The sequence below is a fragment of the Rhodoferax sp. U2-2l genome, assembly GCF_020594515.1.
GTDB lineage: Bacteria > Pseudomonadota > Gammaproteobacteria > Burkholderiales > Burkholderiaceae_C > Rhodoferax.
Map to the genome: position 1 here is coordinate 34,032 of NZ_JAJCTH010000018.1, position 13,612 is coordinate 47,643.

General features: G+C 63.6%; 13 protein-coding genes. All 13 read left to right on the forward strand.

What is annotated here, in order from left to right:
• The first annotated feature begins 84 nt into the window (after positions 1-84).
• The 13 genes from LHU53_RS16090 to LHU53_RS16150 all read left to right on the forward strand — a co-directional run bounded on the left by LHU53_RS16090 (position 85) and on the right by LHU53_RS16150 (position 13,567).
• Complete coding sequence (locus LHU53_RS16090; protein ID WP_227333874.1) at positions 85-2,718, forward strand: FtsX-like permease family protein; 2,634 nt, start codon at positions 85-87, stop codon at positions 2,716-2,718.
• Positions 2,719-2,876: 158 nt separating this feature from the next.
• Positions 2,877-3,644, forward strand: coding sequence for a transporter substrate-binding domain-containing protein (locus LHU53_RS16095; RefSeq protein WP_227333775.1), 768 nt, complete (start codon positions 2,877-2,879; stop codon positions 3,642-3,644).
• Between the two features lie 30 nt (positions 3,645-3,674).
• A complete protein-coding gene (locus LHU53_RS16100) occupies positions 3,675-4,361 on the forward strand; it encodes an ABC transporter permease (RefSeq protein WP_227333778.1) in 687 nt (228 codons plus the stop codon).
• Positions 4,361-5,074, forward strand: a complete 714-nt coding sequence (locus tag LHU53_RS16105; protein WP_227333779.1) for an ABC transporter permease — start codon at positions 4,361-4,363, stop codon at positions 5,072-5,074. Before LHU53_RS16100 ends, LHU53_RS16105 begins: the two co-directional genes overlap by 1 nt.
• A gap of 18 nt (positions 5,075-5,092) precedes the next feature.
• Entirely contained in the window at positions 5,093-6,223 is a 1,131-nt protein-coding gene (locus LHU53_RS16110) for a succinylglutamate desuccinylase/aspartoacylase family protein (RefSeq protein ID WP_227333781.1), read from the forward strand.
• A 2-nt stretch (positions 6,224-6,225) separates the two neighbouring features.
• Positions 6,226-7,005, forward strand: a complete 780-nt coding sequence (locus LHU53_RS16115) for an ABC transporter ATP-binding protein (protein WP_227333783.1) — start codon at positions 6,226-6,228, stop codon at positions 7,003-7,005.
• A gap of 65 nt (positions 7,006-7,070) precedes the next feature.
• Positions 7,071-8,114: a PLP-dependent cysteine synthase family protein gene (locus LHU53_RS16120; RefSeq protein ID WP_227333785.1), complete on the forward strand. Its 1,044-nt coding sequence runs from the start codon at positions 7,071-7,073 to the stop codon at positions 8,112-8,114.
• 133 nt (positions 8,115-8,247) lie between these two features.
• Positions 8,248-9,411, forward strand: a complete 1,164-nt coding sequence (locus LHU53_RS16125; RefSeq protein WP_227333787.1) for a carotenoid 1,2-hydratase — start codon at positions 8,248-8,250, stop codon at positions 9,409-9,411.
• Positions 9,412-9,604: 193 nt separating this feature from the next.
• Positions 9,605-10,225, forward strand: a complete 621-nt coding sequence (locus LHU53_RS16130; RefSeq protein ID WP_227333789.1) for a hypothetical protein — start codon at positions 9,605-9,607, stop codon at positions 10,223-10,225.
• A 52-nt stretch (positions 10,226-10,277) separates the two neighbouring features.
• Positions 10,278-11,132, forward strand: coding sequence for an ABC transporter permease (locus LHU53_RS16135; protein WP_227333791.1), 855 nt, complete (start codon positions 10,278-10,280; stop codon positions 11,130-11,132).
• Between the two features lies 1 nt (position 11,133).
• Positions 11,134-11,931: an ABC transporter ATP-binding protein gene (locus tag LHU53_RS16140; RefSeq protein ID WP_227333793.1), complete on the forward strand. Its 798-nt coding sequence runs from the start codon at positions 11,134-11,136 to the stop codon at positions 11,929-11,931.
• A complete protein-coding gene (locus LHU53_RS16145) occupies positions 11,931-12,872 on the forward strand; it encodes an MlaD family protein (RefSeq protein WP_227333795.1) in 942 nt (313 codons plus the stop codon). Before LHU53_RS16140 ends, LHU53_RS16145 begins: the two co-directional genes overlap by 1 nt.
• Entirely contained in the window at positions 12,869-13,567 is a 699-nt protein-coding gene (locus tag LHU53_RS16150; protein WP_227333797.1) for an ABC-type transport auxiliary lipoprotein family protein, read from the forward strand. The genes LHU53_RS16145 and LHU53_RS16150 overlap by 4 nt, the downstream gene beginning before the upstream one ends.
• Positions 13,568-13,612 lie beyond the last annotated feature (45 nt).

The window sequence follows — 13,612 nt, forward strand, 5'->3', positions numbered from 1 at the left end:
GCATGAAGCAAGGATTTGCATGGTAGTTCACTTTTCTGCCCTGTCTGCACACCCAGCTTGACTGAACTGTCAGAATACCCGTCGATGTTTGAACTCCTGAAGACCTTTTCCTGGCAAGAACTGCGCCAGCACCCCTGGCGCAACGCAGCAGCGGTGCTGGCGGTGATGCTGGGGGTGGCGTTGGCGTTCTCCGTCCATCTGATCAACAGCTCGGCGCTGGACGAATTTGCCCAAGCGGCACGCTCGGTGGGAGGCCAGAGTGACCTGGAATTACGCGGGGTGCAAGGCCACTTTGATGAAACCCTTTATCAAAAAATTGCCCAAAACCCGGCCGTAGCAGCCGCCTCGCCCCTTTTGGAGGTGGGCAGTTACGTGATGACGGCGCAGGGCAAACGGTCGATCCGTGTGGTGGGGGTGGACGCGCTGAGTGTGTTTGCCATCTCGCCCGATCTGATGCCGCTGCCCGATGCCACAGGCACCGCTGGCCAGACGGACCGCTGGGCATTGTTTGCACCCGGGCGCATTTTTCTGAACGCCGCCGCCCGCCGCATTGCCGTGCCCGACACCACCGGCGAATTGAAACTGCAAAGTGGCATGCAGTGGCTGGCCGTGAACGTGGCGGGCAGCGTGCGCGCCAGCGGCCCGGCGCTGGCGGTGATGGACCTTGGCGCGGCACAAGACCTGTTTGACAAATCTGGCCAGCTCACCCGCATCGACCTGCGGCTGCAACCCGGTGTGGACCGTGAAGCGCTGGCGCAACAGTTGCAAAGCAGCCCGGACTGGCCACGGGGTGTGACGGTGGCGCTGCCGCAAGAGGCCGAGTCGCAGATCAACAACCTGTCGCGTGCCTACCGCGTCAACTTGACCGTGCTGGCGCTGATTGCACTGTTCACCGGGGCGTTTCTGGTGTTCTCGGTGCTGTCACTGAGTGTGGCCAAACGCGCCCAGCAGTTTGCCCTGCTGGGGGTGCTGGGCCTCTCAGGGCGTGACCGGCTCGCACTGGTGCTGTGGGAATCGCTGTTTTTGGGGCTGATCGGCAGCGTTTGCGGGCTGGCACTGGGCACCGGGCTGGCGGCGCTGGCGCTGGGCCTGCTCGGCGGTGACCTGGGCAGCGGCTTTTTCTCGGGCGCCACACCCAGCCTGCAGTTCAGCCCGCTGGCGGCGCTGATGTATGGCGCGCTGGGCGTAGCGGCAGCGCTGGTGGGTGGCTGGTGGCCGGCGCGCGCCGCGCAACAGTTGCCGCCGGCCCAAACGCTCAAGGGCCTGGGCAGCCTGGGGGTGGGTGCCAAATCGCACTGGATCAGTCTGATGTTGATCGCCGCAGGTGCTCTTTTGACCTCGGCGCCGCCCGTGTATGGCATCCCGTTGGCGGCATATATTGCTATCGGGATGTTGCTGGTGGGTGGCATCACCGCCCTGCCCTGGTTGATTGGCCTGCTGCTGGGCTGGTTGGCCCCGCGCCTGTCGCGCCAAACGTTGCCGCTGCTGGCGGTGGAGCGCGCCCGGCGCCAGCGTGACACCGCCGCCGTGGCGGTGAGCGGGGTGGTGGCGTCGCTCAGCCTGGCGGTGGCGCTCACCGTGATGGTGGCGAGTTTTCGCGACTCGGTCATCAGCTGGCTGGACCGCATCCTGCCCGCCGACCTGTACGTGCGCAGCGCGGCCGGCCTGGGCGCCAGCGAAACGGTGTACTTCAGCCCCGAATTTGTGCAAGCTGCCGCCCAACTCCCCGGCGTGACCAAGTTGCAGCCACAGCGCTTGGTGCCGCTGAGCCTGCAGGTCAGCCAACCGCCGGTGGCGCTGCTGGCGCGTGAGCTGGGCGACCCGGCGCAAGCGCTGCCGTTGCTGGACGCGCCCCTGCCGGTGCCGCCGGGCATGGTTGGTATCTATGTGAGCCAGGCCATGGTCGATCTGCACGGCGCACAAGCGGGCCAGACCTTGCCGGTGCTCTCCAAGGCTTTCCGGCCCCTTGCGCTGGCCGACCAGGCCCAGGAAGCGACGTTTTTTGTCGCCGGCGTGTGGCGCGACTACGCCCGCCAGTCGGGCTCGGTGGCCATCGACCTGGGTGATTTTCAGCGCCTCACCGGCGACCGCCGCGCCAACGACCTGGCGTTGTGGCTCAGCAACCCCGACGACACCGAAGCGCTGCAGCAAGACCTGCAGGCGCTGGCCGCCCGCCAAAGCGGGCAAGCCCCTACACCACCCGCCAGTGGCAGCACGCTGGCTGGCGACGCCGGCCCGAGTGTGGGCGGCTTGCTGGAATTTGGCACCTCGGCGCAGATCCGCGCCATCTCGCTGAAGATTTTTGACCGCAGTTTTGCCGTCACCTACTGGCTGCAAAGTGTGGCGATTGCCATTGGGCTGTTTGGTGTGGCCGCGAGTTTCAGCGCGCAGGTGCTGTCACGGCGCAAGGAATTCGGCCTGCTGGCGCACCTGGGGCTGACGCGCCGCCAGATCTTGACGGTGGTGGCACTCGAAGGCGCCGCCTGGACAACTTTAGGCGCCATCGCCGGGCTGGGCCTGGGGCTGGTGGTGGCGGTGGTGCTGGTGCACGTGGTCAACCCGCAAAGTTTTCACTGGACCATGGACCTGATGCTGCCCTGGCCCAAACTGCTGGCGCTGTGCCTGGCGGTGGTGGCGGCCGGCACGCTCACCGCCTGGCTGGCAGCGCGCGCCGCGGCAGGCAAGGATGCCGTGCTGGCGGTGAAGGAAGACTGGTGAGGTTCGCCACATGCGGTGCATGGCATGAAGTATGCAAGCCTGACAAAACCCCGATCCTAAGTAGAAACCTGCGCAGGTCGCCCCTGGCGCTGAACTTAGAATCACTGGTTGGATCTTTAACCCGCCGTTCAACGGCTTTGTCGTTAGGAAGTCACTGTATGAAGAAACTCCTGCTTGCTGCTGCCATCACCGCCATCGGCGCCACCGCCTTTGCTCAGGGCAAAGACCTCAAGGTCGCCATCGACGCCACTTATGAGCCCTTCACCTTCAAGACGGCCGACGGCAAGCCCACCGGTTTTGACGTGGACATTGCCAGCGCCCTGTGCGAAGAAATCAAACGCAAGTGTGTCTTTGTCGAACAACCCTGGGACGGCATGATCCCTGGCCTGCTGGCCAAAAAATACGACGTGATCATCAGCTCGATGTCCATCACCGCCGACCGCCTGAAACAAGTCGACTTCACCGACAAGTACTACAACACCCCGAGCCGCGTGGTGCTCAAAAAAGACGTGAAGTACACCGGCCCGGAATCCATCAAGGGTAAGAAGATCGGCGTGCTCAAGGCATCCACTCAGGAAAAATACGCTTTGGGCGAACTCAAGACCAAGGGCGTGGAAGTGATTTCTTATGACGCGCAGGACCAGGTTTACCTGGACATCAAGGCCGGTCGCCTGGATGGCACCGTGGCCGACATCCTGGAAGTGGGTGGTGGCTTCCTGGGCAAGCCAGGTGGTGAGGCTTACGAACTCAAGGGTGACGAGCTGTACATTCCCAAATACTTTGGCCAAGGCGCCGGTGTCGCTTTGCGCAAAGGCCAGGGCGAACTCAAGAGCCAGATCAGCGCTGCCATCAAAACCATCCGCGCCAACGGCAAGTACAAGGCCATCAACGACAAGTACTTCACTTTTGACGTTTACGGCAAGTAAACCAACTCCAGCGGCGCGCCCTCTTACCCAATGCAGTCCTATTTCTGGGTCATTCTGCACGGCTCTCTGCTGACGGTGGGGGTTTCGTTGCTGGCGCTGCTGGTAGCCGTCATTTTTGGTCTGGCCGGTGCTGCGGCCAAACTCTCGGGCAAGCCGGTCCTGGTCGGGCTGGCCACCCTTTACAGCACCATCATTCGCGGTATTCCTGATCTGGTGCTGATGCTGCTGGTGTTCTACGGCGGCACCATCGGCATCAACACCTTGCTGGAAAAACTGGGCAGTGAGGCCACGGTCGACATCGACCCCTTCATGGCAGGTGTGCTGACGATTGGCTTCATCTACGGCGCCTACATGACCGAAACCTTCCGCGGCGCCATTTTGAGCATTCCCAAAGGCCAGATGGAAGCCGCCTGGGCCTTTGGCATGAACCGCTTTCAGACTTTCATGCGCATCACGCTGCCCCAAATGGTGCGCTACGCCCTGCCCGGCTTCACCAACAACTGGCTGGTGCTGATCAAGGCCACGGCGCTGGTGAGCCTGATCGGCCTGCAGGAAATGACTTACCTGGCCAAACAGGCCAGTGCTGCCACCCGTTCACCGTTCGTCTTTTTCATGTTCACCGGGGCGCTGTTTCTGGTTTACACCTCGGTATCGCTGTTTGTCCTGAAGAAGGTCAACGCGCGCTACAGCCTGGGCACCAAGCGAGGCCAGTTGTAATGGAATGGGCTGTCATTTTCGAGCCAGAGAACCTGGCCCTGTTTGGCAATGGCATTGTCATCACGCTGTGGCTGCTGTTTGCCTCGCTGGCCGCAGGCGGTGTGCTGGCGCTGATTTTTGCGCTGATGTTGACCGGCCCCTGGGCGGCGCTGCGCTGGGTGGTGGGCGCCTATACCTTTGTCATTCGGGGCACACCGCTGTTGATCCAGGTGTATCTGATTTATTACGGCCTGGGCCAGCTGGAGTGGATCCAGGCGCGCTGGGACACCATTTGGCCGTGGACCTATTTCAAGGAACCCTTCTTTTGTGCGCTGCTGGCCTTCAGCCTGAACACCGCCGGGTACACCGCCGAGATGCTGGCCGGCGCCATCCGCGAAACCAGCGCGGGCGAGATCGAAGCCGCCCACGCTTACGGCATGAGCCGCACCCAAACCATGTGGCGCATCGTGTTGCCCAGCGCCATGCGTCGCACGTTACCGGCTTACAGCAACGAGGTGGTGATGATGCTGCACGCCACCAGCCTGGCCAGCGCCGTGCCCAACATGCTGGACGTGACCTCAGCGGCCAGCCGCATCTATGCCACCTATTACCTGCCCTTTGAGGCTTACCTGGCGGCAGCGGCCATCTACCTGACCGCCTCGTTCGCCCTGATTGGCTTCTTCCGCTTCAGCGAAGGGCGCCTGCTGGCGTATCTGTCCCCCCGCAAGCACTAACCGGAAAACGTTTTGGCCATGCAGCGTATTGATCACCCCCTGTTATCGCCCAGCCTGGGCAGTGTCAAGACCCTCACCAGCTTCCACTATGGCGAGCCGGGTTCGGGGCTGAAGGTCTACATCCAGGCCAGTTTGCACGCCGAGGAATTACCCGGCATGCTGGTGGCGCACCATTTGCGTGCGGTGCTGGAAGCCGCCGAAGCCGATGGTCTGATCCGCGGTGAGGTGGTGCTGGTGCCGGTGGCCAACCCGATCGGCCTGGCGCAGCGGCTCGACCACAAACCCATGGGCCGTTTCGAGCTGGACACCTCGGAGAACTTCAACCGCCATTACCCTGACCTGGCGTCTGCGGTGGCCCCCACCGTGATGAGCCAGCTGACCGACGACGCACCGGCCAATGTGCGCCTGGTGCGCCAGGCCATGCGCGACCACCTGCAAGCCTGGACCCCCGACACCGAGCTACAAAGCCTGCGCCGCAGCCTGCTGCTGTTGTCACATGACGCTGACTATGTGCTGGACCTGCATTGCGACTGCGAAGGCGTGTTGCACTTCTACACCGAAGAGCCGTGCTGGCCGCAGCTGGCCGACCTGGCGCATTACCTGCGCAGCCGCACCATTTTGCTGGCGCGCAACTCGGGCAACCGGCCGTTCGACGAATGCCTGTCCAGCGCCTGGTGGCAGCTGGCTGACAAACTGCAGGCCGCAGGCTTCAGCGCACCGCTGCCGCAGGGCTGCTGCAGCACCACCATCGAGCTGCGCGGCGAGCTCGATGTCAGCCACGCCTGGGCGCAGCAGGATGCCCAAGCCATCACCCATTGGCTGCAACACATCGGTGTCTGGGCCGGCGATGACGCCCCCGAGGTGCCTGCGCCCTTGTGCCAGGCCACGCCGCTGGCGGGTTCCGAGACGCTCAACGCGCGCTCGCCCGGTGTGGTGGTGTTTGCCGCCGAGCCCGGCCAGACATTGCAAAAAGGTGATCTGGTGGCCGAAGTCATCAACCCGATTGACGGCTGTGTTGAACAGGTGCTGGCGGGTGTGGACGGCCTGTTTTACGCCCGCATCCGCGACCGCTACATCACCACCGGCGGTGAACTCGGCAAGATTGCCGGCGCGCAGGCGTTTCGCACTGGCGCGCTGCTGGGGGCCTGACCATGACCGCCACCACCACCGTCAAACTCCAGGTCGAGAACATTCACAAACGCTTTGGCGCCAACGAGGTGCTCAAAGGCGTGTCACTCACCGCCCACGCGGGCGATGTGATCAGCATCATCGGCAGCTCGGGCTCGGGCAAAAGCACCTTTTTGCGCTGCATCAACCTGCTGGAGCGTCCGCATCAGGGCCGCATCAACGTGGCCGGGGAAGAATTGCACCTGAACCCAGGCGCCAACGGCGAATTGCACCCGGCCAACCCGAAACAGCTGGCGCGCCTGCGCACCAAGCTGGCCATGGTGTTCCAGCACTTCAACCTGTGGGCGCACATGACCGTGCTGCAAAACATCATCGAAGCGCCAGTGCATGTGTTGAAAGTGCCGCATGACCAGGCGGTGGACATCGCCCGCAAGTACCTCGCCAAGGTCGGTTTGGAGGGCAAGGAAGACGCCTACCCCGCGCACCTGAGCGGCGGCCAGCAGCAACGCGTCGCGATTGCCCGCGCCCTGGCCATGGAGCCCGAGGTGATGCTGTTTGACGAACCCACCAGCGCGCTGGACCCCGAACTGGTGAGTGAGGTGCTCAAAGTCATGAAGAACCTGGCTTTAGAGGGCCGCACCATGGTGGTGGTGACCCACGAGATGGGTTTTGCCCGCGAAGTGGCCAACCACCTGATCTTTTTGCACAAGGGCCTGATCGAAGAAGAAGGCAACCCGGCGCACGTGCTCTCCAACCCCAAGAGCGTCCGTTTGGCGCAGTTCCTCTCGGGCAGCCTCAAGTAGCGCCTAAAAACAGGCTTTAACCCTGATGTATCAAGGGTGAGAAGCTCTTATTTCCAGAGTACCTCATGAACTGGCTACATACCGCCATCGCCAAGATTGAGGCGGACTACCAGCGCAGCGCCGACACCCACCTGATCGCCCTGCCGCTGCCCGGCTTTGCCAAACACGGCATCGACCTGTACCTCAAAGACGAATCCACCCACCCCACCGGCAGCCTGAAGCACCGCCTGGCGCGCTCGCTGTTTTTGTACGGGCTGTGCAACGGCTGGATCCACGAGGGTTCCACGATTGTCGAATCCAGCAGCGGATCCACCGCGGTGAGTGAAGCCTACTTTGCGCGGCTGCTGGGCCTGCCGTTTATTGCGGTCATGCCACGCGGCACCTCGTGCGAGAAGATCGCCCAGATTACGTTTTACGGTGGCCGCTGCCATTTGGTGGACAGCGCCAGCGCCGTCTATGACGAAGCGCGCGAGCTGGCCCGTAACACCGGCGGCCACTACATGGACCAGTTCACCTTTGCCGAACGCGCCACCGACTGGCGCAGCAGCAACAACATCGCCCAAAGCATGTTCAGCCAGATGGCACGCGAACGCTTCCCGGTGCCGCGCTGGATCGTGGTGGGCGCGGGCACCGGCGGCACCAGCGCCACCATCGGCCGTTTTGTGCGCTACCAGCGGCACGACACGCAGCTGTGTGTGGCCGACCCGGTGGGCTCGGTGTTTGGCGAATACCACCGCACGGGTGATGCCAGCGTCACAGGACCGGGCTCGCACATCGAAGGCATTGGTCGCCCGCGCGTGGAGCCCAGTTTCATCCGCACGCTCATTGACCGCATGATCGAGGTGGCCGATGTCGATTCCATCGCCGCCATGCAATTACTCACCGAGCTGCTGGGCCGCAAGGTCGGCCCCAGCACCGGCACCAACCTGATCGGCATGCTGCAACTGGCCTGCGAGATGCGCGACCAAGGCCAGCAGGGCTCGATCCTGTCGCTGCTGTGTGATGCAGGCGAGCGTTACCTGGGCTCGTACTTCGACCCGGCCTGGGTGCAACAGCACATGGGCGACTGCGGCCCGGCGCTGGCCCGACTGCGGGCGCAACTGGCCTGAGCGGCCACCCGGGCAGCCAAAGACCGCAACCTGCCCGACCTGCACCATTTCAAGCCAAAATGGCTGCCAGCCCCTGACCAAAACAGGCTGGTCACCAGCATCAGCACCGCCATTCACCCACGCTCAAAGCCCCATGCCAACCCAAGCCATGTCCCTGCCACGCCGCCAGTTGCTGACAGCGGGGCTGAGCCTGCCACTGTGGCCGGGCCTGACACTGGCCCAAGCCCCAACCGGCACACCGGTCGCGCCGCCGCTGGTCAAACGCCCGCTGCAGTTCCCGCGTGACCTGGGCAGCCACCCGGACACGGCCATCGAGTGGTGGTACATCACCGGGGCCTTGCAGGCGTCAGGGCGCGCCCTGGGTTTTCAGCTGACGTTTTTCAGGTCGCGTGTGCCCAGCACGCAGGCCATGCGCTCGGGTTTTGCCGCCAAACAGCTGATGTTTGCCCACGCAGCCGTGACCGATGTGGCGGGCCAGCGCCTGCTGCACGACCAGCGCATTGCCCGCAGTTCCGGCAACGCCGCCGTAGACCTGGCGCAGGCCAGCGAGGTCGATACCGACGTGCGCCTGCGCGACTGGTTTCTGGTGCGCCAGGGCAACCGCTACCAGGCCCACGCCAGCGGCGACGGGTTTGCCTTCACCCTGACCCTGCAGGAAACCCAGCCGCTGCTGCTGCAGGGTGACCAGGGTCTGTCACGCAAGGGGCCCGACGCCAGCCAGGTCAGTTTTTATTACAGCCTGCCGCAACTGGCGGTGACCGGAGAGGTCACGCTGGCTGGCCAAGCACTGCCCGTGACCGGGCGCGCCTGGCTGGACCATGAGTGGAGCCAGTCCATCATGCCGCCGCAAGCGGTGGGCTGGGACTGGATCGGCATGAACCTGGCCGACGGTGGCGCACTCACGGCGTTTCGGCTGCGCGACAAAACTGGCGGCACGGTCTGGGCGGGCGGTTCCTGGCGCGCGGCTGGCGTGGCCCAGCCGGTGGTTTTCACGCCGGACCAGGTGCTGTTCCAGCCCGAGCGCTGGTGGAAAAGCCCCCGCAGCGGCGCCAGCTATCCCGTACAGTGGTCGTTGACGATCCTGGGTTTGCCCCAGGCGATCGGTGGCCAGGGCATGGCCGCCGATCCCTTGCAGCTCACGGTGGAAGCCCTGCTGGACAACCAGGAACTCGACAGCAGCCGCTCCACCGGCGCCATTTATTGGGAAGGTGTGAGCGACCTGCGCAATGCCCAGGGCCAGCCGGTGGGCCGGGGTTATCTGGAAATGACCGGCTACGCCCGACCACTGCAACTCTGAGCCGACGCTGGCTGCCAGGTACGGCACCAGCCTGCCAGGGGTCGATGAATGCCCGGCGCCAGGGCGGGGCAAATTTCGGCTGACTCTTCTTTTCATGGGTGTGCAAGCGAACAGACCCCTGGTCTGTCCGCCCTTAATGTCCGGATGTCGGCGCCTTTTGCGCTTGCAAATGTCCTCACTACCGGAAATCACCATGAAAAAACCTCTTCACCTGCTCAGTGGCATCACCATGGCAGCCTGTCTGTTGTTCGGCACCAGCGCCATGGCACAAACCATGTCGGGCACCGATTTCAGTGCCGCCAAAGCCCGCATCAAGGCCGACTACAACGTCGACAAGAAAGCCTGCGATGCCACATCTGGCAATGCCAAAGACATTTGCATCGCCCAAGCCAAGGGCAAAGAAGACATCGCCCTGGCTGAACTCGACAACAGCTACAAGCCCACGCCCAAGAACCTGGAAAAAGTCAGCCTAGCCAAGGCAGAAGCGGCTTACGACGTGGCCAAGCAAAAATGTGATGACCTGTCGGGCAACCCGAAGGATGTCTGCCTGAAGGAAGCCAAAGCCGCATTGACGACGGCCAAAGCCGATGCCAAGGTCAAGATGAAAACATCAGCCACCAACAAAGAGGCCAATGAAACCAGCGCCGATGCCAAAAGCAAAGCCGCCGCCGAGAACAAGGAAGTCCGCCTGGATGCGGCAGCCGACAAGCGCGCGGCACAGCTGAAGGTGGCGGAAGAAAAATGCGATGCCCTCGCCTCCACCGCCAAAGATACGTGCCTGGCCGCTGCCAAAGCCAATTTTGGCAAGCCGTAAAGCCCCCTGACCGGGTGACACCGGTCCGCCCCAAGGCGGGATACTTCGCACCATGACCGAGCCCAAAGCAGTACCTGAAAAAAAACGGACACCTGCCTGGGCGACGCTTGGGCGCAACAAACTGCAAGGCGTGGGCCAGCAGACCGGGTTAGCACTGTCCCGAGTGCAGGCGATGCTGGCTTTTTTGGGCGAGAGCTTTCTGGCCCTGGCCGGGTGGGCCACCCACCCCCCACGCATCCGCTGGCGGCCGATTTTTTTCAACCTGCGAAGCGCCGGGTTTGACGCGCTGCCCATCGTCGGGCTGTTGTCGTTTTTGCTGGGCATTGTGGTGGCGTATCAAGGGGCCGACCAGCTCAAGCAGTACGGCGCCAACATTTTTGTCGCCGACTTGGTGGGGCTGTCGATGTTGCGCGAATTTGCGCCGCTGATGACGGCCATCATCATTGCCGGGCGCTCCGGCTCGGCTTATGCCGCGCAGATCGGCACCATGGCGGTGACGCAGGAAATTGACGCCATGCGCACCATCGGCATCGCACCGCTGGAGATGCTGGTGCTGCCCAAACTCATCGCGCTGGTGATCGCCCTGCCGCTGCTGACCGTGTTTGCCGATGTGGCAGGCGTCTTTGGCGGCATGCTGATGGCGCAGGCGCAACTGGGCGTGGGGTTTGCTGAATTTCTGGACCGCTTTGCGCAAGCCGTCAGCGTCACGTCTTACCTGGTGGGCCTGGGCAAAGCGCCGGTGTTTGCGGCCATCATTGCTTTGGTGGGGTGTTTTCAGGGCTTTCAAACCCGTGGTGGCGCCGATAGCGTGGGGCAACACACCACGCGCGCGGTGGTGCAGGCCATCTTTTGGGTGATCGTGGCCGATGCGCTGTTCTCCGTGGCTTTCAGTCTGCTGGACCTCTGACATGAACCCATCTGCACCGAACACGGTTCTTGAGATGCACCAGGTGGTGACGCGGTTTGGCAGCCATGTGGTGCACAACGGCATTGACCTGGTGGTGCACCGTGCCGAGATCTTTGCGGTGATTGGCGGCAGTGGCACCGGCAAATCAACGCTGTTGCGCGAAATGATCCTGCTGCACACGCCCAATGCGGGCCGCATCCGCGTGCTGGGGGTGGACCTGACCCACATCACCGCCGCGGCGGCACTGGCGCTGCGTCAGCGCTTTGGGGTGTTGTTTCAGCAAGGTGGCTTGTTTGGTTCGTTGACGGTGCTGGAAAACATCGGCTTGCCGCTGCGGGAACATCGCCAGCTCAGCGACTTGCAGGTGGACGCCATCGCCGCCGAAAAACTGGCAGCCGTTGGTTTGGCGCCCAGCGTGGCAGACCTGTACCCGGCCGAACTCAGCGGCGGCATGATGAAACGTGCCGCGCTGGCCCGGGCCCTGGTGCTGGAGCCCGAACTGCTGTTTCTGGACGAGCCCACCGCCGGGCTGGACCCGCAAAGCGCGGCTGGTTTCGACGAATTGGTGAAAAATTTGCGCGACCAGTTGGGGTTGACGGTGGTGATGATCACGCACGACCTGGACTTGTTGTGGCAGGTGGCGAACCGTGTGGCGGTGCTGGCTGACGGCAAGGTCCAGGGCATCGGCTCCATGGCGGAACTCTCCCGCATGGCGGTACCGGCCATCCGCCCCTTCTTCACCGGCCCGCGCGCCCGCACAGCCCAGGCGCAGGCCCTGTTAACTCCCGTGGAGCCCTGATGGAAACCAAAGTGAACTATGTGTGGGTCGGCGCCTTTGTGCTGGTGTTGGGCGCCGCGCTGGTGGCGGGCGTCTTGTGGCTGGCCTCAGGCGGCGCCTGGCAAAAGCAGTACGACGTGTACCAGGCGGTGATGGAAGAATCCGTGGCCGGGCTCAATGTCAACGCGCCGGTCAAATACAACGGCGTGGATGTGGGCAAAGTGCAAACCATCACGCTGGACGGCGCCAACCCCAAAAACGTCAATCTGCTGTTTGCCATCGAGCACGGCACCCCGATCAAGGAAGACACCATCGCCGTCCTGAAGACGCAGGGCTTGACCGGCATCGCTTATGTGGAGTTGAGCGGCGGCAGCGTCACCTCACCGGTGCTGCAGGCTCAGGCGGGCGCCAGCTACCCGGCGATACGGACCTCGCCGTCGTTATCAGCTCGGCTGGAAAACGTGCTCTCCAGCGTGCTGGCCAAGCTCGACAGCACCTCCGCCAACCTCAACGCCATTCTGAGCAAAGAGAACCAGACCGCCTTTCGCAACACGCTGGCGGATGTGGCCACCCTGGCGCGCACGCTGGCGGCGCGCAAAGACAGCATCGATGCCGGCCTTGCGGATGGTGCGCGCACCTTGAAAAACACCGCCAAAGCCAGCGCCGAGTTACAAGCCCTGACCCAAGGCCTGGCCCGCAGCGCCCGTGCCATTGAAAAGATGGGCACCGAAGTCGCCAACACCAGCGTCAACGCAGGCAAAACCATCGATGGCGTCGGGGCGGATGTGAAGCGCCTGAGCACCGACACCTTGCCTGAACTGGAACGCCTGCTGGGGGAGTTGAGCACCCTGAGCCGCTCGCTCCAGCTGCTGACCGAGCAGACGCGGCGCGACCCCCGTGGTCTCATTTTTGGCAACCAAACCGTGCCCAATGGCCCGGGCGAATCGGGAGAACAACCATGACCCCTTGGCTACCCACAGCCGCGCCCCGCGGCATGCGCCGTGCCGCACTTGGCGCCGCGTTTGGCGCCGCCCTGCTGACGCTCACAGCCTGCAGCGTGCTGCGCCCGGCCGCCACCCAACCGCCCGTTCTCTACTTGCTGGTGGAAGCGCCACCCGGCCCGATGGCAGCGCCCACGCCCACGTCTGTATCTGCTGGCACGGCGCCCGCCTTGCCCACGCTGCTGGTCAACCCGGTGCAGGCGGCCTCAGGTTTTGACAGCCAGCGCCTCGTCTACCTGCGCGACGACCACCAACTGACCTACTTCGCCCACAGCGAGTGGGCCGACCCGCCAGCCCGCATGTTGGGCCCGTTGCTGGTGGCGGCCATCGGCCAGACCGGCGCTTTTGGCAGCGTGGTGCTGACGCCGGCCAGCGTCGCTGGCGATGTCCGGCTCACGACCCAGATCATCCGCCTGCAGCACAACTTTCAAACCCAGCCGAGCCGGGTGCAATTCACCCTACGTGCCTACCTGACCGATGAGACCACCCGCAAGGTGCTGGCCTGGCGTGAATTCAGTGCCGAAGCGCCCGCCGCGAGCGAGAACGCCCAAGGCGGTGTGGCCGCAGCCAATGTGGCCGTTCAGGAAGTGCTGGCGCAGCTGGCGCAATTTCTGGCCACAACGCCCCGGGCGCGCTCAATCGATCCCGGTCAGTAACCAGGGATGCCGGGTCGCAGTCCCACATGACAAGTTGATACTTTC